The organism is Colwellia sp. SU-HH00943, from assembly GCF_057546125.1.
This window is the reverse complement of the sequence record NZ_BAAJLW010000005.1, coordinates 103,281-126,012: the sequence shown is the minus strand read 5'-3', so window position 1 is coordinate 126,012 and position 22,732 is coordinate 103,281. Positions and strand designations below refer to the sequence as shown.

Annotated in this window: 25 protein-coding genes and 1 tRNA gene; 5 read left to right on the top strand and 21 right to left on the bottom strand. The window is 38.2% G+C overall.

Features of this window, described 5'->3' with window-relative positions:
• Nucleotides 1–39 precede the first annotated feature (39 nt).
• From AC27GZ_RS14530 to AC27GZ_RS14445, 18 genes are all read right to left on the bottom strand, one after another.
• Complete coding sequence (locus AC27GZ_RS14530; RefSeq protein WP_487096076.1) at nt 40–852, bottom strand: flagellin N-terminal helical domain-containing protein; 813 nt, start codon at nt 850–852, stop codon at nt 40–42.
• A 293-nt stretch (nt 853–1,145) separates the two neighbouring features.
• Nucleotides 1,146–1,622 carry a flagellar protein FlaG gene (locus AC27GZ_RS14525; RefSeq protein ID WP_487096074.1) on the bottom strand — a complete coding sequence of 159 codons (477 nt, stop codon included), beginning with the start codon at nt 1,620–1,622 and terminating at the stop codon, nt 1,146–1,148.
• Between the two features lie 112 nt (nt 1,623–1,734).
• Nucleotides 1,735–2,547 (bottom strand): flagellin N-terminal helical domain-containing protein, encoded by an 813-nt coding sequence (locus AC27GZ_RS14520; RefSeq protein ID WP_487096073.1) that lies wholly within the window; start codon nt 2,545–2,547, stop codon nt 1,735–1,737.
• 190 nt (nt 2,548–2,737) lie between these two features.
• Nucleotides 2,738–3,550 (bottom strand): flagellin N-terminal helical domain-containing protein, encoded by an 813-nt coding sequence (locus tag AC27GZ_RS14515; RefSeq protein WP_487096071.1) that lies wholly within the window; start codon nt 3,548–3,550, stop codon nt 2,738–2,740.
• A gap of 190 nt (nt 3,551–3,740) precedes the next feature.
• Nucleotides 3,741–4,556 carry a flagellin N-terminal helical domain-containing protein gene (locus AC27GZ_RS14510; protein WP_487096069.1) on the bottom strand — a complete coding sequence of 272 codons (816 nt, stop codon included), beginning with the start codon at nt 4,554–4,556 and terminating at the stop codon, nt 3,741–3,743.
• 172 nt (nt 4,557–4,728) lie between these two features.
• Nucleotides 4,729–5,934, bottom strand: a complete 1,206-nt coding sequence (gene flgL / locus AC27GZ_RS14505; protein WP_487096067.1) for a flagellar hook-associated protein FlgL — start codon at nt 5,932–5,934, stop codon at nt 4,729–4,731.
• A gap of 14 nt (nt 5,935–5,948) precedes the next feature.
• On the bottom strand, nt 5,949–7,919 hold the full coding sequence (gene flgK, locus AC27GZ_RS14500) for a flagellar hook-associated protein FlgK (RefSeq protein WP_487096065.1): 1,971 nt from the start codon (nt 7,917–7,919) through the stop codon (nt 5,949–5,951).
• A 44-nt stretch (nt 7,920–7,963) separates the two neighbouring features.
• A complete protein-coding gene (gene flgJ / locus AC27GZ_RS14495; RefSeq protein WP_487096063.1) occupies nt 7,964–9,001 on the bottom strand; it encodes a flagellar assembly peptidoglycan hydrolase FlgJ in 1,038 nt (345 codons plus the stop codon).
• A 59-nt stretch (nt 9,002–9,060) separates the two neighbouring features.
• The gene (locus AC27GZ_RS14490) at nt 9,061–10,143 is read right to left on the bottom strand and encodes a flagellar basal body P-ring protein FlgI (RefSeq protein WP_487096180.1); all 1,083 of its coding nucleotides are present in this window, start codon (nt 10,141–10,143) and stop codon (nt 9,061–9,063) included.
• Nucleotides 10,144–10,253: 110 nt separating this feature from the next.
• Nucleotides 10,254–10,949, bottom strand: a complete 696-nt coding sequence (gene flgH, locus AC27GZ_RS14485) for a flagellar basal body L-ring protein FlgH (protein WP_487096061.1) — start codon at nt 10,947–10,949, stop codon at nt 10,254–10,256.
• A 32-nt stretch (nt 10,950–10,981) separates the two neighbouring features.
• Nucleotides 10,982–11,770, bottom strand: a complete 789-nt coding sequence (gene flgG, locus AC27GZ_RS14480; protein WP_487096059.1) for a flagellar basal-body rod protein FlgG — start codon at nt 11,768–11,770, stop codon at nt 10,982–10,984.
• A 67-nt stretch (nt 11,771–11,837) separates the two neighbouring features.
• Nucleotides 11,838–12,581 carry a flagellar basal-body rod protein FlgF gene (gene flgF, locus AC27GZ_RS14475; RefSeq protein WP_487096057.1) on the bottom strand — a complete coding sequence of 248 codons (744 nt, stop codon included), beginning with the start codon at nt 12,579–12,581 and terminating at the stop codon, nt 11,838–11,840.
• Nucleotides 12,582–12,766: 185 nt separating this feature from the next.
• Complete coding sequence (flgE, locus tag AC27GZ_RS14470) at nt 12,767–14,146, bottom strand: flagellar hook protein FlgE (protein WP_487096055.1); 1,380 nt, start codon at nt 14,144–14,146, stop codon at nt 12,767–12,769.
• A gap of 26 nt (nt 14,147–14,172) precedes the next feature.
• Complete coding sequence (locus tag AC27GZ_RS14465) at nt 14,173–14,862, bottom strand: flagellar hook assembly protein FlgD (protein WP_487096053.1); 690 nt, start codon at nt 14,860–14,862, stop codon at nt 14,173–14,175.
• Nucleotides 14,863–14,886: 24 nt separating this feature from the next.
• Nucleotides 14,887–15,306 (bottom strand): flagellar basal body rod protein FlgC, encoded by a 420-nt coding sequence (gene flgC, locus AC27GZ_RS14460; protein ID WP_487096051.1) that lies wholly within the window; start codon nt 15,304–15,306, stop codon nt 14,887–14,889.
• Nucleotides 15,307–15,308: 2 nt separating this feature from the next.
• Nucleotides 15,309–15,707 (bottom strand): flagellar basal body rod protein FlgB, encoded by a 399-nt coding sequence (gene flgB / locus AC27GZ_RS14455; RefSeq protein WP_487096049.1) that lies wholly within the window; start codon nt 15,705–15,707, stop codon nt 15,309–15,311.
• Nucleotides 15,708–15,904: 197 nt separating this feature from the next.
• On the bottom strand, nt 15,905–16,735 hold the full coding sequence (locus AC27GZ_RS14450) for a CheR family methyltransferase (protein WP_487096047.1): 831 nt from the start codon (nt 16,733–16,735) through the stop codon (nt 15,905–15,907).
• Nucleotides 16,736–16,774: 39 nt separating this feature from the next.
• A complete protein-coding gene (locus AC27GZ_RS14445; RefSeq protein WP_487096045.1) occupies nt 16,775–17,704 on the bottom strand; it encodes a chemotaxis protein in 930 nt (309 codons plus the stop codon).
• A 324-nt stretch (nt 17,705–18,028) separates the two neighbouring features.
• Between AC27GZ_RS14445 and flgA the strand changes: the two genes are divergently transcribed.
• The 3 genes from flgA to AC27GZ_RS14430 all read left to right on the top strand — a co-directional run bounded on the left by flgA (nt 18,029) and on the right by AC27GZ_RS14430 (nt 19,624).
• Nucleotides 18,029–18,679: a flagellar basal body P-ring formation chaperone FlgA gene (gene flgA / locus AC27GZ_RS14440; protein ID WP_487096043.1), complete on the top strand. Its 651-nt coding sequence runs from the start codon at nt 18,029–18,031 to the stop codon at nt 18,677–18,679.
• Nucleotides 18,680–18,774: 95 nt separating this feature from the next.
• Nucleotides 18,775–19,083, top strand: a complete 309-nt coding sequence (gene flgM, locus AC27GZ_RS14435) for a flagellar biosynthesis anti-sigma factor FlgM (RefSeq protein ID WP_487096041.1) — start codon at nt 18,775–18,777, stop codon at nt 19,081–19,083.
• Between the two features lie 109 nt (nt 19,084–19,192).
• On the top strand, nt 19,193–19,624 hold the full coding sequence (locus AC27GZ_RS14430) for a flagella synthesis protein FlgN (RefSeq protein WP_487096039.1): 432 nt from the start codon (nt 19,193–19,195) through the stop codon (nt 19,622–19,624).
• 66 nt (nt 19,625–19,690) lie between these two features.
• Here the strand turns inward: AC27GZ_RS14430 and AC27GZ_RS14425 are convergent, their stop codons facing one another.
• Both AC27GZ_RS14425 and AC27GZ_RS14420 read right to left on the bottom strand, forming a co-directional pair.
• Nucleotides 19,691–20,191: an LPP20 family lipoprotein gene (locus tag AC27GZ_RS14425; RefSeq protein ID WP_487096037.1), complete on the bottom strand. Its 501-nt coding sequence runs from the start codon at nt 20,189–20,191 to the stop codon at nt 19,691–19,693.
• Between the two features lie 12 nt (nt 20,192–20,203).
• Nucleotides 20,204–20,848, bottom strand: a complete 645-nt coding sequence (locus tag AC27GZ_RS14420) for a FlgO family outer membrane protein (protein WP_487096035.1) — start codon at nt 20,846–20,848, stop codon at nt 20,204–20,206.
• A 204-nt stretch (nt 20,849–21,052) separates the two neighbouring features.
• On the opposite strand from AC27GZ_RS14420, the gene AC27GZ_RS14415 reads away from it, so the two are divergent.
• Together AC27GZ_RS14415 and AC27GZ_RS14410 are read left to right on the top strand one after the other, a co-directional pair.
• Nucleotides 21,053–22,228: a flagella assembly protein FlgT gene (locus tag AC27GZ_RS14415; protein ID WP_487096033.1), complete on the top strand. Its 1,176-nt coding sequence runs from the start codon at nt 21,053–21,055 to the stop codon at nt 22,226–22,228.
• Between the two features lie 110 nt (nt 22,229–22,338).
• A tRNA-Arg gene (locus AC27GZ_RS14410) sits at nt 22,339–22,415 on the top strand.
• Between the two features lie 143 nt (nt 22,416–22,558).
• Here AC27GZ_RS14410 and AC27GZ_RS14405 read toward each other — a convergent pair.
• Nucleotides 22,559–22,696, bottom strand: coding sequence for a hypothetical protein (locus AC27GZ_RS14405; protein ID WP_487096031.1), 138 nt, complete (start codon nt 22,694–22,696; stop codon nt 22,559–22,561).
• Between the last annotated feature and the right edge of the window lie 36 nt (nt 22,697–22,732).

Genomic DNA, 22,732 nt, shown 5'->3' with positions numbered 1-22,732 from the left:
AAGTAGTCGCCTTAAAACTTTTTACTAGCGACTATTTAATTATAGTAGCGATAGTGCAATTTGTGGTTGCTGATTAGCCTGCGCTAACATTGAGCTTGCTGCTTGCTGTAAAACTGAATTACGCGCTAGTTGTGCAGATTCAGCAGCATAGTCTGTATCTTCAATACGTGAACGTGATGCTGATACATTTTCTGCCGCGTTATCATTACTACGAATAACACTTGAGAAACGGTTTTGCTTCGCACCTAAGTCAGAGCGCGTGCTGTTTACCGTTGATAATACTGAATCTAAATCAGTAATACGTGATTGAGCGCCATCAAAAGTTAATAAAGAACCTGATGCACCAATAACACCTGAGTCGAAATCTTGAGCGATTGATACAGAGATTGTTTGACCAGCTTCTGCGCCGATTTGGAATTCAGCAGCATAAGAGCCATCAAGCAGGTTAGTACCACCGAACGAAGCTTGCTCTGAAATTCGAGTTAATTCTAATTCTAACTCACCAAACTCAGTATCAAGTGCCGTTAAATCGGCTGCGGTATTAGAGCCGTTTGACGCCTGTACCGCTAACGTACGCATACGCTGTACTGTATTGGTATACTCATCAAGTGCACCTTCAGCGGTTTGTGCTAAAGAAATAGCATCGTTAGCGTTACGTGAACCTTGATTTAAACCGTTAATTTGTGATGTTAAACGGCTTGAAATTTGTAAACCTGCTGCGTCATCTTTCGCGCTATTAATACGCTTACCAGATGATAAACGTTGATAGCTTGTGCTTAACTCTTCGGTTGATTTTGACAACTGACGCTGTGAGTTTAATGATGCGATATTACTATTTACACTTAAGGCCATGATACTTTCCTTTACTCTAGTGATTTGTCTCTTCAGAAAATAGTTAACTAAATTGAATAAGTATTTCCTGTTCTAATTTCTATATCGACCAAGATTAAAAAAGCTTTAATATTATTTTCTCTTTTTTATTAAATACTTTTAAATTAGATAAAAGAATAAAAATAACAAAAACTTAAAGAAACAAAAGCCCCAAAAAACTAACGATAAGTTAACTAAAAATCGGCCATAAAAAAAGCCCTTGTTCGGGCTTAATTGTGTTATTCATTAGTTAGGTTTATTTAATTAAATTTTCGTTAAACACTTTCATCTAAAAACAAACCGGTTTTGCTACTAATTTGATCTTGTAATTCTTTGATGCGTGTTGCCATTGAGATAATTTCTTCTGAAGGGAACTGTCTGATCAATTCCTGGCTTTTAACATCAATGATTTTAATCACGGTTCTGCCTGAATCTTCATCAACTAAAAAATCAACATTCTTGTTGACAGAATTAACAAAATTGGCAACTGACTCAACAGACTCTTCAATAATACTTTTAGACTGCTCAGCCTCTTGCTGCTGAGCTTCATCCTGTTTGAGTTGAGCTTTCGCAGCAGCATCAGCCACTCTAAGTTGCTCTAAACTTTTTACTGGTACTTGGTTACCATTAACTGGTTCAGATGCTTCACTTGCTGCTAACTCACTTCGGTTTTGCCTAGTGTTAACTTGACTCGGCACAGAAATATCTGCATTCAATCCCGTACTGTGAGACGTTATTACCGATGTGGACATAATAAAACCCCTACCTACTTAGCTAGTACTAACCATTAGTGCTAGCAACCCTAAACGATCAAAGGACACTCGTTGCTGAGTGCCCTTTCAATTACCTATAGGGCAATCACAATTACAGTAATGACAATGCAATTTGTGGCTGCTGATTCGCTTGTGCCAACATTGAACTTGCCGCTTGCTGTAATACTGAGTTACGTGCTAATTGTGCTGACTCAGCTGCATAGTCAGTATCTTCGATACGAGAGCGAGATGCTGATACATTTTCTGCTGCGTTATCATTACTACGAATTACACTTGAGAAACGATTTTGTTTCGCACCTAAATCTGAACGTGTACTGTTTACTGTTGAAAGTACACTATCTAAGTTAGTAATTACCGATTGTGCATCAGCAAATGTTGTTAAGTTACCTGCCGCGCCAATCGCAGTTGCAGAGAAACTTGCACTAATACTGATTGAAATTGTTTGACCTGCGTCAGCACCAACTTGGAAGTTAGCTGAATACGTAGAATCTAATAATGCAGTACCACCAAAAGAAGCTTGCTCAGAAATACGTGTTAATTCAAGCTCTAACTCTGAATACTCAGTATCAAGTGCCGCTAAATCAGCTTCCGTATTCGAACCGTTTGATGCTTGTACCGCTAACGTACGCATACGTTGAACTGTATTAGTGTATTCATCAAGTGCACCTTCAGCGGTTTGTGCTAAAGAAATAGCATCGTTTGCGTTACGTGAACCTTGATTTAAACCGTTAATTTGTGACGTTAAACGGCTAGAAATTTGTAAGCCTGCTGCATCATCTTTAGCACTGTTAATGCGCTTACCTGATGATAAACGTTGGTAGCTAGTGTTTAATTCATTGGTTGAATTCGACAACTGACGCTGTGAGTTTAACGATGCGATATTACTATTTACTGATAAAGCCATGATATGCCCCTATAGGATTTCTATCCGTTTACTATGTACAACTTTAATTTGTTATAAAAATACTTACTAATTAGGTTATCGGTTGATACTTAAATTACTTTAGTAATTATTTTTATTTTTTTTGAATATTTATTAACCAGCTGAAATGCTTACTATATTTTTCATAAATACAGTAAGCACACTATGCTTATTACAATAATGACAAGGCAATTTGTGGCTGCTGATTCGCTTGTGCCAACATTGAACTTGCCGCTTGCTGTAATACTGAGTTACGTGCTAATTGAGCAGATTCTGCTGCATAGTCAGTATCTTCAATACGTGAACGTGATGCTGATACATTTTCCGCCGCATTTTCATTACTACGAATAACACTTGAAAAACGGTTTTGCTTCGCACCTAAATCAGAACGCGTACTGTTTACGGTAGAAAGCACAGTATCTAAATCAGTAATACGTGATTGCGCACCATCAAAGCTAGTGATAGAGCCAGCAGCGTTAATATTGCCTGATGAGAAGTTTTGTGCGATTGAAATTGAAATCGTTTGACCAGCATCAGCACCAATTTGGAAGTTAGCTGAGTACGTACCATCTAGTAAGTTAGTACCACCGAATGATGCTTGAGCGGCAACTCTATCTAGCTCTAACTCAAGTTCACTATACTCAGTATTTAATGCCACCAAATCAGCATCAGTGTTTGAACCGTTTGATGCTTGTACCGCTAACGTACGCATACGTTGAACTGTATTTGTGTACTCATCAAGCGCACCTTCAGCCGTTTGAGCTAATGAAATAGCATCATTTGCGTTACGTGAACCTTGATTTAAACCATTAATTTGAGACGTTAAACGGCTAGAAATTTGCAAACCTGCTGCATCATCTTTAGCACTGTTAATACGCTTACCTGATGATAAACGTTGGTAGCTTGTATTTAATTCATTGGTTGAATTCGACAGCTGACGCTGTGAATTTAATGAAGCTATATTACTATTTACACTTAAAGCCATCTCTATACCCTCGCAGTTAAAAGTAAAACAGTAAATAATTGAATAAATTTACCGCCGTTAACTCGCTATCGGATGAATTTAGAAATACTTTAATTTTTTTTATAAAAAAAGCTTACTTCGCTAAATAGCAAAGTAAGCTTTTCTATAATTTTCTTTACGATACTTTAATTAATTAAATAATATCAATTAATTACTGAAGTAACGATAAAGCGATTTGTGGCTGTTGATTTGCTTGAGCCAACATAGAACTTGACGCTTGTTGCAATACAGAATTACGTGCTAACTGCGCAGATTCTGCTGCATAGTCAGCATCTTGAATTCTAGATCGTGATGCAGACACATTCTCTGCCGCATTATCATTACTACGAATAACACTTGAGAAACGGTTTTGTTTCGCACCTAAATCAGAACGCGTGCTGTTTACCGTCGCTAACACAGAATCTAAGTCAGTAATACGAGACTGAGCACCATCAAAACTTGTGATAGTACCAACAGCACCTACCGCTGTAGCAGAGAAACTTGCCGCTATGGTAATTGAAATAGTTTGACCTGCATCAGCACCAATTTGGAAGTTAGCAGAATAAGTACCGTCAAGTAAGTTAACGCCACCAAAACTGGCATCGTTAGAAATTCTATCAAGTTCTAATTCAAGCTCTGTAAATTCAGTATTAAGTGCAGCTAAATCAACCTCAGTATTAGAGCCGTTTGAGGCTTGTACCGCTAGGGTACGCATACGCTGTACTGTATTAGTATATTCGTTTAACGCACCCTCTGCAGTTTGTGCCAAAGAAATGGCATCATTAGCATTTCGAGATGCTTGATTTAAACCATTAATTTGTGACGTTAAACGGGCTGAAATTTGTAAACCCGCGGCATCATCTTTGGCACTATTAATTCTTTTACCAGAAGACAAACGTTCATATGAAGTTGTCAAGTCATTGGTAGATTGAGCCAGTTGACGCTGTGAGTTCAACGATGCGATATTACTATTGACGACTAAAGCCATTGTTATCATCTCCTAATTTTAGGGTGGCTCTTAGATAACAAAATCGTTTGGGAACCACACATTTTTCTAAATTACTTTTTTTAATTAAATTTTTAATCAAGCAAGGAAAACGCTTATTAAAAATCTCTACCTGTTTAAAATGCATGTTGTGTGCCAACATACATTTCATTAACTATAAATAGTTAAATAAACTTAAATTTTTAATTTGTACAAAGCTTTGCTGCGCAGCTTGTAATGACACCTGTGATTGCTCAAACGTCGCCACAGCCTTAGCAAAATCAAGATCTTCTATATTCGATTGACCTGACGATAAGTACAATTCGGTATCAAGGTGGTTTGATACTTGGTTTTCAATCAAGTTTAAACGAACCCCTGCTTCTGCTCTTCTGCCCGTCATATGCTTTAATGCTTCATCTAACTGACCCAGAATAACGTCATAATCCACCTCGTGTTGTACAGGATCTGCTGGGGACACCCCGACATTCATCCAATCAACCACGCTTTTAATAGTGTCAAAAATACTGATGCTCTCTTGAGGCGTTAAGTCAAAGTCATCACCCGGCAATGGGTTGCCACTTATTTGTACTTCCACGCCATTAAAGGCAACCGTTTGCCCTGGTGAGTAGGTGTTAGTATTAAATACAACAGCGCCATTACCATCAGTAACGGTTAAATCGGTTGCCGATGTGAAACTAAAATTATAATCCGGTGGATTGGTGACTGAATCATAAGCACCAGGATCAGCTATAACCGCTTTGTTAACAGTGATACCTGAAGTATTGGCATTGTAATTTGCAGCAAAGTCGCCAATATCGTTTGGAACTTTTTCAAAAGCATCATCACCAGATTGGTTTATCGCCACAGTAACATTTTTAGCGATCTGTAATTCTCGAACACCAGTATCGCCCAGATAATTTACCGTATCATCTGGCTGTAATGAGAAAGGTTGAACATCAATTTGATAACCTGCAAAGATATAATCACCCGATTCATCCTGCATATTAGCAATATCAAGCAATTCAGACTGGCTGTTTTTCGCAAGCTCAGCTAATGAACGAATACTGTCATCATCTAAGGTACCGTTATTCGCTTGAATAAATAACTGCTTCAATTGCTGCATAACATCTTCAGCACTAGCAAAAGCAACTTCTTGTAAGCTATTTCTGTTATTCGCTTGATTTAAGTTACGTTGGTACTTTTCAATATTACTTAAACTGTCTTTATAGCCCGCTAAAGTACCGTAAGATACAGCATCATCTTTAGCCGTTAAAACGCGTTTACCGCTAGATAAATACTTTATCTGATCATTAACATCCGTTTGCTTATTGCTAAGCTGCTGGGCATTTTGAAAGTAAAATTGTTGAGTTGATACACGCATAAACTTCTCCTAACCTACCTAGCAGCCGATAATAGGGTGTCAAAAATGGTATTAGCGACCGAAATAATTTGTGAAGCCGCTTGATAAGCTTGTTGAAACTTTAAAAGATTCGCTGCTTCTTCATCTAAATTAACCCCAGATGCTTCTTGATTACGATTAAAGGCTTGGGTAAATAATGCTTCTGCCGTTTCAGACACTAATTTTGCTGAACTAGATTTAGAGCCCACAACTGAGGTAGAAATTGCTAAGCTTTGACTAAAGGTTTCCTTGCCACCATTAAGAATTCCGTTTTCTTGTGTTTTAGCCATGGCAACCATATTGGTGTTATTACCTAAACCAAATGCATCACCAATAAAAAATTGCTCTGGAGCGTTAGGTGCATCACCTGATGGCGTACCTGAAATTTCCACCTGAAAACTTGCTGTTGCCGGTAATGGCGGCAAATTAACAGTCTGACTTGGTGGCGTATAAGCAATAGGTGCTGACGTTACACCAAGGTTATCGGTAATTGTATAATTAAAAGTGCCTATTGGGTTTTCTAGCACATCAATACGAATTGGCATTGCTGTTTGCGCACTTACAGGATCAAAGACATCAACAATAGCGATTTTCCCTGCGCTGATATTATTATCGGAAGGGGTTATTTCCACCGCTGAGCTCGCTGCAATTGCTGAACCATCAGTTAAGGTAACCGCCATTAGTGCTGCGCTATTTTCACCAGGACGGACAATATACGAGTCATCAGTAGCAGGCGCACCACTGGTTTCAATAAATTCAAAGCCAAACGGTGTAGTATAGGTACCGCTACCCGCTGCCCCTAAATTCGTTGTAGCGTTAGTGGTCATATTGGTCATGATGTAATCAGTGCCGTTATAACGCACTTCAAATTCATCAGTAGGCAAGGCAGAAACATCAGTAATGTTTACTTGCGCTTGTAAATTACCTGTATTGCTATTAAGGGGTAATACCCGCCCTTGTTGTAATTGAAGCGTATTAATATCGGTAAAAATATCAGCGCCTTGCTGACCATTTAAATCTAACCCTTGGGCTTGGCTACTATTTAACGTAGACGATATCGCCATCGACAGACGATTAATTTCACTACGTAGCTCAGCTAAATGCTCATCACGAAATTCAAAATTCCCCCCTAATGCGCCGCCTAATGTAGAGCCATTTATTGACACAGAAGAGTTGGTACTTTCTAAACGCAATTTCGTTTGTAAAGGATCAGGGTCACCCGCTTCTACACTGACGGTGAGCGGAGTAATACCCGCCACTAGTGTGGTCCCTTGCCCTATCATTACAGTCATTACACCATTGTTATCTTCGACGGTATTCACTTTGGTATATTGACCCAATTCATTAATTAATTGGTCACGCTTATCAAGCAAGTCATTAGGTTGTCCTGCTTGTGTTAAGTCTTTTGCTTGTAAAATTGTTTCGTTGATTTTCGCCAGTTCGGTAGATATTTCCGAAATTTTTCTGGCGATTTGTTCTATTTCACCATTAATAGATTTTTCAATATCATCAAAATTTTGATTTAAGGCATTAAAATCTGTTGCTAAGCTTTCAGCTTGATTAAGTACTATGCTTCGTAAACCTGCATCACTTGGGTTATCAGCTACACCGTTGACGGCTTGATAGAATTGATCAACCGAATTCATAATAGCCTGACCAGAAAAGCTCATCACATCGTTAAGCTGGTTTAAACTACTATTTAGCGCATCGGCATTACCTAAATTAGACTGATTCAGTAATTGCTCTTTGTAAGTAAATTGATCATATAGGCGGGTAATATCTTCAACATACGTACCTGAGCCAACATAATTAGGTCCATAAGATAAGCCTAAAGAAGCATTTTGCTCTGCACGCTGACGAGTATAGCCTTCGGTATTAACATTAGAAATATTATGACCTGTTGTCGCCAACTGCTGCTGAGAAGCTAGTAAGCCACTCACGCCTGTTTGGTATAAACTTATTGTCATAATACTGGCCTCAACATAGGGTGTAGAAAACTACACACTACAACTTATTTGCTAATTAAATTTGAGACTGTACGCAGCGTCGCCATAATTTTATTGGCATATTGTGGATCTGTCGCATAGCCTGCTTTTTGTAAACCATGCAGGAAGTGTTCCACATCACTTGAGTTTTGTAGAGCACCTTGATATCTGTCGCTTCCCGAAAGAAAATCAACGTAGTCATTAAAGCTCTCAGCAAGGCTTTCATAAGCTCTAAATGGTGCTGATTTTTTCACCATACTACCCTGTTCAAACTCTAAGGTGTCTTTTTGAACCTTCTCTCCAGCCCAGCGGCTATCAGCTTTAATGTTAAATAAATTATTTGAACTAGCACCGTTATCATGTTTGATGATTTTTTGACCCCAGCCTGTTTCAAGTGCTGCTTGAGCAATAACCACTTGAAACGGAACACCCAGTTTTTCTTGTACCGCTTTTGCAGGCTCAGTCAGTGCGGTAACAAAGTCTTTTGGCGCAGCAAAGCTAGGTGTGGAAAAATTGACGCTTGTTTGTTTGGTTAGATTTTGATTTACAGATTTTTCTGTTACTTGATATGGAATTGGCGTTTCATCTGTCAATGATGAATTTTCTCGACTTAAATAGCTAGTAAGGTAAGCGTCATCATCGTTTGTTCGTAATGCTTTAAGTCTATCTTCTTTAGCAAGTTTTTTAATTTCTTCAAGGTTAGCGTCATTACGCAACACGGTTCTTGGTGTGAAGTTGTCACTGTCTCCACCTAATTGCCTTACAATTAACTCAGACAAACCCAAGGAGCCATTAGACGACATTTCTAATGACATTTGCTGATCATGCATATCACGGTAAAACTTAGTGGATTGAGAATTAAAGGGGCTATCGGATTCAAGCACTTCTTGCGCTTTACGCATGCTTTTAAGCAACATTTGTGTAAATATTGCTTCGAACTGTTGAGCGGCTTCTTGTAAAGCGGCTTGCTTAGCATCACCATCGGTGTTTTTAGATTGCTGACGAATAGAGTTTAAGCCATTAATTTCTAAAAAATTCTGAGCTTGCTTAAAGTTAGTATCCATAGTCATATTCGCCTGCAATTACTCTTTTTAATGTTCACCATCATGAGCTGAACATTACCTTAGATTACAATTAACTCACCACGTATCGCACCCGCTTGATCGAGTGCTTCTAATATCGCCATTACATCACCAGGACCTGCGCCGACTTCATTGATGGCGCGAACCAAGGTATCTAAAGTAACTCCTGGCCTAAAGACAAACATACGTGCATCACTTTGCGTAACATTTACCGCTGACTCATTAGTCACAACGGTTTCGCCTTCGGCAAACGCGTTTGGTTGAGAAACATTTTGTACTTCATTGATAGACACTGTAATACCACCGTGGGTAACAGCAGCGGCTAATAAGCGAACCTCAGAGCCAATCACTATGGTGCCAGTACGTGAGTTAACAATAATTTTTGCAGAGCTTGAGTCTGGCTCAAATTCTAAATTTTCAATCACTGATAAAAAACTTACTCTATCAGCAATATCACGCGGAGCGGTTACTTGAACTGATGTTGCATCTATAGCACGAGCAGAGCCAGCAATTAGATCATTAATGGTGTCAGACAGGCGTTTGGCAGTAGTAAAATCTGAACGTTGTAAGTTCAAGGTAATATAATCACCCGTAGCAAATGGAGATTTAACCTCACGTTCAACCGTTGCACCGTTTGCAATTCGACCGACTGTTGGGGTATTTACGATAACTTTCGAGCCATCTAAACCTTCAGCACCTAAACCACTAACTACTAGCGAGCCCTGTGCTACGGCGTAAGCATTACCGTCAATCCCCATTAAGATAGTTTGCAATAAGGTGCCGCCTCGTAAACTTTGTGCGCTCCCCATACTTGATACTGTTACATCAATAGTTTGGCCGACCTTTTTAAAAGCATTCAACTCTGCATGAACCGCAACGGCAGCAACGTTTTTAATTTTAGGTTTTAGGTTCTCTGGCATGGTAATACCAAAGTTACTTAACATAGTTTTAAAGCTTTGCTCTGTAAAAGGGCTTTGCTCACCTGTGCCCGGTAAGCCGACAACTAGCCCATAACCAATGAGTTGATTTGAACGTACACCTGCAACATCGGTTAAATCTTTAATACGCTGCGCATGGCTAGTAAAAGCCAACAAAGTGATGATAATTGTCAGTACTGCTTTCATAATATTTGCTTGGCGGGAATTTACTCGCGCTCGGTTTATGTTTTTCATATTATCTCCCCCTCGTAGGCGAGCATTTATTCGCGCTTTATATAGCAGCGAAAAAGCTGTTCCTATAGTGGCCACCAACTGCTATTGAAAAATTTCGTTAACCAGCCTTGTTCATTAGCATCGGCAAAACTACCTGTACCAGCATATTGAATACGGGCATTAGCTACCTTAGTAGATAAAATAGTGTTATTAGAGTTAATGTCTTTTGAACGAATAACACCTGTTAAACGAATATATTCATCGCCATTATTTAGGGTGATCCATTTTTCACCACGGATCATTAAATTGCCATTTGGCAGCACTTTTAGTACGTGTACTGAAATATTCCCGCTTAAACTATTGCCTTGATCCGCTTTAGAATCACCTTTGAAATTAGAGTTTTGGTTGATACCAAATTGCACAGATTGACCATTAATGGTTACCGGTGTTCCCCCTAATCCAATTAAAGGATCAAGTTCGGTGCTGTTCTCTTTTTTCAATTCTGTTTTAGCGTTTTTCTTCGCTTGCGTATTTTCTTCTAAAATGACAGAAATAATGTCGCCAATACGGTGTGCTTTAGAATCTGAATAAATGTTATTGACATAATTTGTTTTAAAAAGAGAACCTGTAGGTACGATAGACTCTTCTTCTTCCGCCGGTAAAATTGGCGCAAAATCAGGATCATTAGGTAGTGCTTTACTCAGCTCAACAGTGTTACTACAAGCTGTTATTTGCGTTAAAAGCAGTGCTGTGAAAAGGGATAAAAATTTAAATCTCATAATCGCCTCCATAATAGTCAACTTACCCTGACCTATAGTTGCTGATTGATATAACTTAACATTTGATCAACGGCTGAAATGACTTTTGAATTCATCTCATACACACGTTGCGATTCAATTAAGTTAACTAATTCTTCAGTGGTATTAACATTCGAAGTTTCAAGTGCCCCTTGCACTATCATGCCGAAACCTTCAAGGCCTGGAACACCTTCTTGTGGCGCACCACTGACTTGTGTTTCTGTAAATAAATTTTGCCCTATTGGCTCAAGTCCTGTTGGGTTAACAAAGTTAACGGTATTGATTTGACCAACGACAGCTGGCTCAGCTTGACCTTGCAAGGTCACAGAGACTTCACCATCTTGAGAAACAATAATGCTAAGGGCATCTTGAGGAATAGTAACTTGTGGCTGCAATAAATAACCAGCCCCTGGTGTTACCACATTTCCTTCATCATCCATGGTAAATTGGCCATTACGAGAATAAGAAGAAGTACCATCTGGCATTAACACCTCGAAAAATCCTTCACCTTGAATCATCAAATCTAGGGCATTATCTGTGGTTAACATATCACCTTGGGTGTGTATTTTCTGTGTAGCAACCACTTTGGTTCCCGCACCTAACATCAAGCCAGACGGCGCTTCGCTATCATCGGCAGTTCGTCCACCCGGTTGGTTTATGTTTTGATAAAGTAAATCTTCAAAAACGGCACGGCTTTTCTTAAAGCCTACAGTACTTGCGTTTGCTAAGTTATTAGAAATTACCGCAATATCTTTCGTTTGCGCATCTAAGCCGGTTTTACTAATCCATAATGCTGGGTTCATACATCACCTCAAATTCAAATTCTTTAAATTCGGTTATTAGATAACCGATAGTCCACTGACAAAGCTGTTAGAATGCACGTAATAGTGCAGCTGAACTCGCATCAATCTCTTCAGCGGTTTTCATCATTTTCAATTGCATTTCAAACTGTCTTTGCAGCGCAATCATGTCTGTCATTTCACTTATTGGATTAACATTACTTGACTCTAGTTTTCCACCTAACACAGTCACACTAATATCTGCTTGTTCAAGGGCGCCATCTTTACGACGAAACAAACCATCATTGCCTTTTTCAAGCATACGTACATCAGGGTTAACCAGTTTTAACTTACCCGCTTCTTCTTGAACACCGCCCAGTGAACCTTCTGGCTGAACCATAATGGTTCCATCACGGGTCACTTCAATATTATTCACAGGTATCGGTAAGTAAATTGGACCACCATCACCCACAACAAGCTTGCCGGTATTGGTTTCTAAAGCACCTTCTTCAGTTAAACGTAGTTGACCATTTCGAGTGTAAGCCACTTCACCAGTGTCATCCTGTACTGCTAACCAACCATCACCTTCAATGGCAATATCTAACGATCTGCCTGTGGTTAATATGCCACCAGAGTCAAAATTTTGGCTGGAGCGCTCTGTCATAGAAAACACTCGAGTAGGTTGTCCTTCACCGAAAGCTTGCATACTTCTCGCCTGCGCAAGATCGGCTTTGAAGCCTGTAGTTTTGGCATTGGCAAGGTTATTAGCATTAATTGATAATGCTTGCATATTCTGTTTGGCACCACTCATGGCGACATATAACAGCTTATCCATAGTGAACTCCAATGTGGTTGAATTGATTAATTAACGCTTTATTAGGTAAATGCAAAGAAGGTGCCAGAAACGGGAATACGAGTGGGTTAAAAGAGACAAGTACGGATAAACTACTAAAAAATAAAAGCCACCAGTACATAAAGTATTGGTGGCTTTTATAGCGTGAGTAAACTCCCGCCTAATTATTATCTAATTTGTAATATGGTTTGGTTCAGCTGATTATCAACTTCTAAAGCTCTTGAGTTAGCTTGGAAATTACGCTGCGCTGAAATCAAATCAATTAATTCTGTTGTTAGGTTAACGTTTGATTGCTCTAGCGCTGAAGAATTAATCGTACCAAAAGTACCTGAGCCACCTTCACCTGCTAACGGTTCACCAGAGACAATACTCTCTTTCCAGCTCGTGTTACCTATTTGTGTTAATCCTTGCTCATTTGCAAAGTTTACCATGGCGATACGAGCAAGTGGTTGTGATGTACCATTTGAATAAGTTGCACGAACTAAACCATCCGAGCCAATATCTATACCTGTTAAGCGCCCTACTGCTAAACCATCTTGATTTAACGCGGTTACTTCAAAGTTAGACGCAAATTGTGTTGGTTCATTCGGGTTAGGCCCAGTTGGATCTAAGTTAAAGTCAATTTCTACCGTTTGCGTGATATCAGCACCATTGGGTAAATGGTTAGTAAAGTCTCGAGTAATAATGCCACCATCAGCTAATGGTGGGAATTGACCTGTAAAATCACCAGAAGCATCGAACACTAATCTAGCACCTGTGACACCACCCGGTGATAAAGGCCCTGAAACTGTACCACCAACACGCCCATCAGCTACGGCTGTACCATTAGGATCTTCTAGATCAATAACACTACCATCAACAGCGGCAAACATTAACCACTCATTAGGGTTAGTTGCTGGGTCATCTTTAACAAAATAATAAGTCATGACATGACTATCACCTAAAGAGTCAAAAATAGTTACTGACGTCGAATTGTTATACGTTAATGGATCATCTGGATCAAAGTTACCTGGTGCTGTAGCAATGTATGCATCGCCTGCAGGTAAATTCATGCGCATATCAACTTTACTTGTTTTAGTCGGTGCACCTGAAGCGGTAGGAATAAGTACAGGCTCAGCAGTACTTAAACTTACTGAAGAAGAAGAGCCATCAGAGTTAACAGGGAAACCTAATAAATGACCGCCCGCAGAGTTAACGACGAAATTTTCAGCATTTAATTTAAACTGCCCTGCTCGTGTGTAAGAGCGCTCAAGCGAGTCAATTTCAGGCACTGTAGCAAAAAAACCATTACCTGTAATAGCTAAATCAAGCGCATTATTAGTAAATTGAATACTACCTTGAGAAAATTGCTGAGCAACATCTGCTGTTAGTACACCATCACCTACTTTGGTTTTACCTGAGGCAAGTAAAGATGCCGCGTAAACATCAACAAATTCGGCACGAGATTCTTTAAAACCCGTAGTATTTACGTTTGCGATGTTATTTGACGACACATCGAGGTCTTTTTGCGCTGCGTTTAATCCGCTTAATGCTATATTAAATGACATAATTTAACCCTCTTAAAAAATCTGAACTAACCTTCTGATACTTCAACTACATCGGCTAATGCCATTGAGCTGCCACCATTAAGGTTTAATAAGATACTACCGTTAGCACCCGCTAAAGTGACGCTATCTACCTTTCGATACGTCATGGCTTGTAATTCTGACGCTTGTCCGTCAACTAAACCGGCAACTCTAAATCGATAGGCTCCTGCAGGTGCGGCTTCGCCATTCGATGCTTGTCCGTCCCAAACAAAGTTACCGCCGCCTGCACCAACATTACCAACAGGTACAGTTTGTATAATTTCACCGGCAATATTTTCTACATAAATATTAACGTTACTGGCATCAACATCAGTGACAATTTTACCTTTAACGTCTTCGCCTTCATTCATACCAAAAACGTTATCTTCCACTAACACACTACGACCAACGAGTGATGATGCTTGTAATGCTTGGCTAGACGTCATAGACGTTGCAAAGTCGGTAAATGATTCGTTCAATTGTTGCACACCATCGGTGGTAGAAAATGCCGTCATTTGCGATATCATTTCGTTATTGTCTACAGGCTTAGTTGGATCTTGGTTTGCTAATTCTTTGGTTAATAACGCAAAGAAATCCTCTTGAGTAAGCATGCCATTATCATTTTCTTCAGCAACTTTATACTCTTCTTTCTGCCAACGTATACCATCTAATAGGTTGCCACCTGAAATTGTTTCCATTTTTTACTCCTAACTTCTGCTAGCCTAACGTTGACCCAATACTAACGTTTTGTTCAGCATGTTTTTTGCTGACTCAGCCAGCTGAACATTAGTTTGGTATGAACGAGACGCTGAAATCATGTTGGTCATTTCTTCAATAACATTCACATTAGGTTTATAAATAAAACCTTCGGCATCGGCCATTGGGTGATCTGGCGCATGCTCTATATTTAACGGCTTATTGCTTTCTACAATACCAAGTACTTGTACTCCTATGTTACCTTCTTGACCTGCGGCAGCTTTTTGCATAGCAGCGGCAAATACAGGATGGCGAGCACGGTAAGTTTGATCTATGCTTGAGCTAACACTGTCTGCGTTAGCAATATTACTTGCTGTTGTGTTCAAGCGAGTAGATTGTGCGCTCATACCTGTACCAGTAATATTAAATACGTTAAATAAGCTCATAATTATCTACCTCCGCTAATTACTTTTTGCAGCGCTTTTATTTTTCCGTTAAGAAATTGCACGCCTGCTTGATACTCTAATGAGTTTTCTAAATACAAGTTTCGTTCCATTTGTACATCAACAGTATTCCCATCACCAGTATCTGGTTGATTTGGTACACGAAAATCGACTTTATTATTCAATTCAGTACGAAGATCAAAATGTTTTGAATGGGTTTGACTCATTCCCATTTGCTGTTGTGAAGTGGCTAGTTGCATTGCTTTTTGAAAGTCCATGCCTTTAGCTTTGTAACCCGGAGTGTCTGCATTAGCTATATTACTCGCGATCACTTCTGCTCGCTCAGCGCGAATTTGCATACCTTGAGCGTGTAGTTGAAAACCTTTGTCAAAACCTATAGCCATAAGTAACCACCATTAATAAAACTTTACTAATGATATTCAAAAATTATGCCAAAGGATTGAAAGAAGAAACTCAACACAAGGGTTTCGGTTGATGAGCCTGAATGAATAAGTTAAAAAAATACTGGGGTGAGAGAAAAAATAAATCTCTTGATAAACTCAGTTATCAAGAGATTCTTTATTGATATTTAATCAAAAAATTATCTTTTTTGATAGACAATTCCAGGATTACATCTGAGCATATTAAAATCATCACTCAGTCCAGACAATGACTCTGAAGCTCCTAAAAATAAATAACCAGCATTATTTAAAGTGCCATGAATTTGACCAATAATTTGTGCTTTGATTTCAGGAGAAAAATAAATAAGTACATTACGACAAAAAACAATATCGAAACGCCCCATTAAACTATAACTGTTTAATAAGTTGAGCGGCCTGAAGTTAACCATACTCTTAACTTCATCTTTCACCTTTAACATGCCATTATCACCCGCTTCAAAAAACCTATTTTTACGCTCAATAGATAGACCTCTTGCTAAGGCTAATGAGTCATAGTGACCATATTTACAATGTTCTAACATGGTAGTTGAGATATCGGTGCCAATGACTTGAACACCACGAGGGAAAGCACCTGGGTTTTCTTGCTGATACTCAAGCACTGACATAGCAATAGAATAAGGCTCTTGTCCTGAGGAGCTTGCCGCTGACCAAATTTTTACTGGTGTTCTTTGATCAGCGAAATCTGGCAGTAATTGCCTTTTCAGCAATTTGAACGGGTAGTCATCACGAAACCATAAAGTTTCGTTAGTCGTCATGGCATCGATAACTGCTGCCCGTAACTGGCGTTCAACAGGAGATAAGGTTTTACTCACTAGTTCACCCAATGAGCTAATATCAAATTTGCTCATTAAAGGCGCTAAACGACTTTTGACTAGGTATTGTTTATTTTCACCTAAAACGATGCCGCACTGCTGCTCTAAAAAAGTTCTAAATTGATCATAACTTTTATCGTCAAGTTGTCTTGCTGACACTATAACTACTTCCTAAATACTGTGTTGCGAACAATTAACTTAACCTTCATAGTTAAGCCATTTTTTTACCGCAGTTGCTAATTCATCAGGATGAAATTTAGGGATAAAATCTTCAGCTCCCACTTTTGCAACCATTGCATTATTAAATACACCACTAAGTGAAGTATGAAGTATCACCGGCATTTTTGCCATTCGTTCATTACCTTTAACTTCAGCGGTTAGCGTATAACCGTCCATTTCTGGCATTTCAATATCTGATACCATTAGGGCAACTTTCTCAGTAATACTATTTTCACAAGTAGCTTCTATCGCCGTAAGTTGATCAAGTGCATCTTGACCATTTTTAGCTAAGGCCATTTTAATCCCTAATGGTTCTAGTGCGCGCTTAACTTGGTTTCGGGCAACTGTTGAGTCATCCGCAATCATCACAATACGCTCACCTAATTCTTCCCCGACAGCTTCATCAGCGACATCTTCACTTAAATCAGTAGAAACTGGGTTAATTTCATTTAGGATTTTCTCAACATCTAAAATAGAAATCATTTCTTGATCAATTTCTGTAACAGCGGTTAGATAACTTGACTTACCAGCGCCTTCAGGTGGCGGCATCATATCTTTCCAGCTTAGCGTAACAATACGCTCTACCCCAGCAACAAGGAAACCCTGAACGCTACGGTTGTACTCTGCAATAATAATAAAGGCATCTTTTGTATCCTTTATTGCTGGTGCTCCGATTGCTTTACTCAAGTCAATCACTGAAATAGTTTGACCACGAATATGTGCAACACCTTTAATAAAGGAATCTTGTTTAGGTAACGAAGTTAAATGAGGACATTGTAAAACCTCTCTAACTTTAAAGACATTAATACCAAATCGTTGCCTGCCCACTAATTTAAAAAGTAATAATTCCAGTCTGTTTTGACCAACAAGTTGTGTTCGTTGGTTAACTGAATCTAATATACCTGCCATAAAAAACCTCGTTCAAAACCAGTCATGTTTCTTAGTTACTCTTAGACTAAAAGCAAAAAGGCACAATTCTTGATTACTCTATTAATGAGTCAATTATAAGTCGAAAAACTTGTCAGTAGTAACTAATAGCTTAACAAAAAGTCAAATTATTACTAGCTAAGTATTTAACAATATTAGAATAAATAACTTATTGTCACAAAATTGACAGACTAACTACTATGCTGACTTAATCTAAGCATAGACGAGTATTTGAATTAACCTAAAAAATAAACGCCAAAAACTATGCTTAAACTAAAATTTTTTTTATTTATTATGTACTTTATAGTGTCAAACAGCACTTTAAGCCTTGCTGACACACTAGACAGTGCCTATATTGAAAATTTTGCAAAAAGCTACCTTGAAAATAAAATAACATCACCTGAAAATGGGAAAATAGTTATAAGTGTCGCTCAAGTAGATCCAAGAATAACCATCAAGCCTTGCCAACAAGCAATCACCGCAGATATCCCTGAAAATCATAATGGTAGAAATGTAAATGTAAAAATCAGTTGTGATGGTTCAATGCCATGGAAGATGTATTTGCCTGCAAAAATAGAAAAAACCTTTGCAGTATTAGTCGCAACTACTGTGATAGAAAAAGGCATGATTCTCACTGAAAATAATATTGATATTCAGTATTTAGCTACTAATAAAATACGCGGAAAGAAACTGTCTGACAAAAATGCCGTTTTAGGCAGTAAAGCAACCAAAAGAATAGGTAAAGGACGAGCAATTAGTCGGAAGTATGTATGTTTGGTATGTAAAGGCGATACGGTTACTATTATTGCTAAGTCTGATAATTTCATGATAAAAACAACTGGCGTGGCCTTAAGCGATGGTAATATTAATCAACAGATTAATGTAAAAAACTCTCGTTCAGGCAAAGTGATCACGCCAAAAGTTAGTGCTATTAATCAGGTCACTATTCACCTATAATTTTATTAATATTTTAATTTAAGTTTTAAGCTTATTTGCCGATATAAAGTTAGCGAATTAATTTTAAATGAAAACTTTTGCCGCAGGTTAATATTATGGCTATAAATATCAATAACTTGAACAATCAAGCTCAAGTTCACCAAAATAAACAAACACAGGTTAAGCAACAAGCTGAGCAAGCAGCTAATGCTAACGCACCTGTAAAACAACCTCGTGCTGACTCTGTTTCGATTACACCTCAAGCAAAACAATTAAGTGATTTACAGAAAAAAGCCAATGAAGCACCAGTGGTTGATCAGAAAAAGGTCGATGAACTAAAAAAAGCTATCGCTTCAGGTGACTACAAAGTAGACCCGCAAAAGCTTGCTGCAAGTATTGCTAACTTTGAGTTTGATCTTATCTAATTCAAAGTTAGTGCTAAAAATTTGAATTGCTTGTACTGCTTTCGTTTGATATCAATGAGACACTGAGTAATAATCACCTTTAATACGATAACCTTTACGGGTGCTATACATGCCAGCTTCACCACAATCACTTGCATTACTTGCTAAACAGTTCACTCAGCTTCAAGCACTTGAAAAGATAATTGCTGAAGAAAAAAATATTTTACAGCAACACCAACCTGAGCAATTAATTCAAATCAGTGAGCAAAAAAACCAATTATTGATGAGTATTCAAAGCTTAGATCAAGAAATTTCTGTTAATCAACAATTTGCTCAAGATAAAGCTGCCAAGTTCTTAGAAAAAGAGCTTGCTGATATTGAAACATTATTACTGGAATGCCAACGTAAAAATCAAATAAACGGGCAGATAATTAACCAGTCGCAACTTTCTGTTGAGCGCATGAAAACGTCATTATTAGAAAGTCATAATAAAACCGCCATCACTTACGACAATAAAGGTAAGAAAAGTGGCGGCTTATCAAGTATTGGAATAAAAGCGTAAGAATAAAGTACTAATACCAATTATATTAGTACCAAATGAATTAAATATTTAACCGTTCAGCGATAATTAAAAGTATTGCACCTCTTTTATCTCTTTACGGTTTATACTGGCCTGATAAATTTCATAAACATCTTTAAAGTCTAACAACAACTCTGTGGTGTATGTGTCGCCAACAGGGTAACTCTTTACCACTTTCGCCCCGCGAATTAAACCTTGAACTGAAGCGGCTAATTCTTGATTTTTAATCAGCATATCTGCCATGGTTGTTTTACTATTCACTTGCTGACCATAGACTTGTTCGGCTAATTCAGCATAAGCGGCAATTTTTGACGCTTTAATGGCCATTAGCATCCGCTGAGTTTCATGATCAGATTTTTGCAAACTAATAGGTGCATAGCCAATACCACGAATAATAGGAAAGGTTTCTGGCTTAACTTGTTGCCACTGCACATGTTTATCATACATATTCGAACAAGCAGATAATGTAACGACACTAATAATTACAAACAGTATTTTAGTGAATTGCTTTTTTAGCTGACTTGCAAAGCCCATTTGAGTATCTAACATAATGGCCACCTATTAATTTTGTATTTCCACAGCTCTTTCATTTTCTAATAGCATGGCATTACTACGAATAATCATACCGTCTTTTATTTTAACATTTTCACTATGGCTTTTTTCTTCGCCTAATACCCAAGATGGAATAAATGACTGCGCAGTTGCGACAACAACACGTGATTGAATACCTATCATGCGCGCATTAATCATAATACCATTTTCTTGCTCAATCATGGTACCAGCCACTATGTAGTCAATAATCTGACGTTCAGGTAGCTCTTTCCAATCTCGGCTAAAAACGTAATCACCTTCTTTTGTCACACGAATATGGCCGGTTGTTTTAAAATCAATGACCACTAAACCATGGCGTTGTAATTCATGGACAAAGCTTTCAGCTAACTGATTACCTAACCAGTTTGTTGACTCTAAGTCTTTTAAATTAACAAAAGAAGCTACCGCTACAGGCGTTTTAGCATTAACAAAAGCACTACTTTCTAACATTTGATAAGCTAACCCTTTAACAACATCATTAATGGCGTGCTTTGGCAGGTTATAACTATCAATTTCACCTTTATCTACTTGAGTAGACTTATAAAAGTCATCTTCTTGTGTGATACTACACGAGAACAATGTTGGTAAAAGTAATGGTATAAGCCACTTTTTCATGGTGATCCCCTTAAAAAATCAGCGCTACAAAATACTTTAGGCTTGCGCGCGTTAACTGGCAACTCTATTTTCTGCCACTATGCTAAACTTCATGCACATTTCAAGCCAAATAAATAGTAACAAAGCATCTTACAATAATAAGATTATATATCAGGCATAAATCATGCATATTAGCTTGTAGATATACTGCTAATGGAAAACTTTATGCGTACCTTTTTATTATCACTTACCTTATTTACCAGCTTTACTTTCATGAGTTTTTATAGCCAAGCTCAGTGGTATGAGGCACAAGGTCATGCAAGCTTAGAAAAAAACTCTTTAGATATTGCTAGAGCTAAAGCCACTGAGAATGCCTTAAAAAAAGCACTACTTGTTGCAGGAGCAAGTGTCTCAAGTGTTCAACAAGTGGTGAATGGTCTTCTCACCCAAGATCAAATCAGTATTCGTGCCAGTGGAAGTGTTAACTCTATCGAACTTGTTGATGAATTACATAGCGGCGATACCATTAGTGTAACCATTCGCGCTGATATTTTCCCTCAAGAAAAGAAGTGTTTTGCAATAGATTTCAAAAAAACAATACTACTGACTCAAAGTCATCTACTTCATAGAGAGCAGGCTAACATTGGTGAGATATATGCGATTGACGTAGCGCTAATCAAACAACTAAATCAGCGTATTCTTTCACAAAGCAGTTATGCAAGTACCAAGTTATTATTAAAAAGTAGTACGGTTTTTTCTCGCTATAACCAAAGTATGCAAGAAGACAAAATAAAACAGTTAGCTCTATCATTAGCAGATAGTACTGACAGCCAATATATTCTCTTTAGTGAAATCAATGATGCTTCATTAACGCAACAAAGAGCTAATAGCTGGAAGATATGGCAACAAGGAACTTACCCTAGAAATTTTAACTTTACTTTATATTTATATAATGGCGTAAGCGGTGAGCTTATTTGGCATAAAGACTATAAAAACTCGGCAGTTTGGGATTTTAACAAGCGTAATGCCATAGATGTTAATAGCAGTATTTTTTGGGAAAGTGACTACGGCAATATGATCAACTCACTGCTTGATAAAACTGTCGCTGATATTGATGAGACGATTATGTGTGAGCCGAGTGAAGGACAAATATTACAAGTTAACGGTAACGAAGTGGTCATTAATTTAGGACGTAACCATGGTGTAAAACTGGGTGATGAATTCTCGCTTTTACACTTAGATAACTTTACTAACGACACAGGTAAGCACTATGCCAGCTACAATATCAGCCCATATAAAGTGAAAGTTACCAAACTAACAAGGCAAAGTGCGACTGCTATTACTATTGATAATAGTATGCTGGGAAATATTCAACGGAACGATTTAGCTATCAGATTTTAAACCTACCCCACCATTATTTTACCAAGTACTTAATAGCTCGCATTAATGTACTTGGTGGTGTATTAACTTTACTGAAATTTTTTTATATGATGCACATATAAATAAATTAAGTCCTCGTAACTCAGCTGGATAGAGTGCGCCCCTCCTAAGGGCGATGTCGTGGGTTCGACTCCCTCCGAGGACGCCATTATTGTTCACTAAACAGAAAAAAGCCTCAACAACTCGTAAGAGTTATTGAGGCTTGAATTTCCGTTATCGGATAAATTTACACTAGGCTTTGTTATACATTTTCAATGTATTTGTGTGTCTAAACCTACTAAAAATTTATCGTTATTTTTCTGATTGCGCTGTTTTTACTTCCATGTCATCAGCAACTGAGGTGTTACTTAACACTGCTGAAACGGCCATAACTAGTACTGCTAGAATGACTGTTGTCAGTTTTAATCCTCGAGAGGATGACTTATTCATTATTTACCTTACATATTATGATTATTTGCTCGAACA

Bases quoted from the DNA above. Each gene is read 5' to 3' on its own strand.
- AC27GZ_RS14530 (WP_487096076.1), bottom strand. From the start codon at position 852: ATGGCCTTAAGTGTAAATAGTAATATCGCATCATTAAACTCACAGCGT.
- AC27GZ_RS14525 (WP_487096074.1), bottom strand. From the start codon at position 1,622: ATGTCCACATCGGTAATAACGTCTCACAGTACGGGATTGAATGCAGAT.
- AC27GZ_RS14520 (WP_487096073.1), bottom strand. From the start codon at position 2,547: ATGGCTTTATCAGTAAATAGTAATATCGCATCGTTAAACTCACAGCGT.
- AC27GZ_RS14515 (WP_487096071.1), bottom strand. From the start codon at position 3,550: ATGGCTTTAAGTGTAAATAGTAATATAGCTTCATTAAATTCACAGCGT.
- AC27GZ_RS14510 (WP_487096069.1), bottom strand. From the start codon at position 4,556: ATGGCTTTAGTCGTCAATAGTAATATCGCATCGTTGAACTCACAGCGT.
- flgL (WP_487096067.1), bottom strand. From the start codon at position 5,934: ATGCGTGTATCAACTCAACAATTTTACTTTCAAAATGCCCAGCAGCTT.
- flgK (WP_487096065.1), bottom strand. From the start codon at position 7,919: ATGACAATAAGTTTATACCAAACAGGCGTGAGTGGCTTACTAGCTTCT.
- flgJ (WP_487096063.1), bottom strand. From the start codon at position 9,001: ATGGATACTAACTTTAAGCAAGCTCAGAATTTTTTAGAAATTAATGGC.
- AC27GZ_RS14490 (WP_487096180.1), bottom strand. From the start codon at position 10,143: ATGAAAGCAGTACTGACAATTATCATCACTTTGTTGGCTTTTACTAGC.
- flgH (WP_487096061.1), bottom strand. From the start codon at position 10,949: ATGAGATTTAAATTTTTATCCCTTTTCACAGCACTGCTTTTAACGCAA.
- flgG (WP_487096059.1), bottom strand. From the start codon at position 11,770: ATGAACCCAGCATTATGGATTAGTAAAACCGGCTTAGATGCGCAAACG.
- flgF (WP_487096057.1), bottom strand. From the start codon at position 12,581: ATGGATAAGCTGTTATATGTCGCCATGAGTGGTGCCAAACAGAATATG.
- flgE (WP_487096055.1), bottom strand. From the start codon at position 14,146: ATGTCATTTAATATAGCATTAAGCGGATTAAACGCAGCGCAAAAAGAC.
- AC27GZ_RS14465 (WP_487096053.1), bottom strand. From the start codon at position 14,862: ATGGAAACAATTTCAGGTGGCAACCTATTAGATGGTATACGTTGGCAG.
- flgC (WP_487096051.1), bottom strand. From the start codon at position 15,306: ATGAGCTTATTTAACGTATTTAATATTACTGGTACAGGTATGAGCGCA.
- flgB (WP_487096049.1), bottom strand. From the start codon at position 15,707: ATGGCTATAGGTTTTGACAAAGGTTTTCAACTACACGCTCAAGGTATG.
- AC27GZ_RS14445 (WP_487096045.1), bottom strand. From the start codon at position 17,704: ATGGCAGGTATATTAGATTCAGTTAACCAACGAACACAACTTGTTGGT.
- flgM (WP_487096041.1), top strand. From the start codon at position 18,775: ATGGCTATAAATATCAATAACTTGAACAATCAAGCTCAAGTTCACCAA.
- AC27GZ_RS14430 (WP_487096039.1), top strand. From the start codon at position 19,193: ATGCCAGCTTCACCACAATCACTTGCATTACTTGCTAAACAGTTCACT.
- AC27GZ_RS14425 (WP_487096037.1), bottom strand. From the start codon at position 20,191: ATGTTAGATACTCAAATGGGCTTTGCAAGTCAGCTAAAAAAGCAATTC.
- AC27GZ_RS14420 (WP_487096035.1), bottom strand. From the start codon at position 20,848: ATGAAAAAGTGGCTTATACCATTACTTTTACCAACATTGTTCTCGTGT.
- AC27GZ_RS14415 (WP_487096033.1), top strand. From the start codon at position 21,053: ATGCGTACCTTTTTATTATCACTTACCTTATTTACCAGCTTTACTTTC.
- AC27GZ_RS14405 (WP_487096031.1), bottom strand. From the start codon at position 22,696: ATGAATAAGTCATCCTCTCGAGGATTAAAACTGACAACAGTCATTCTA.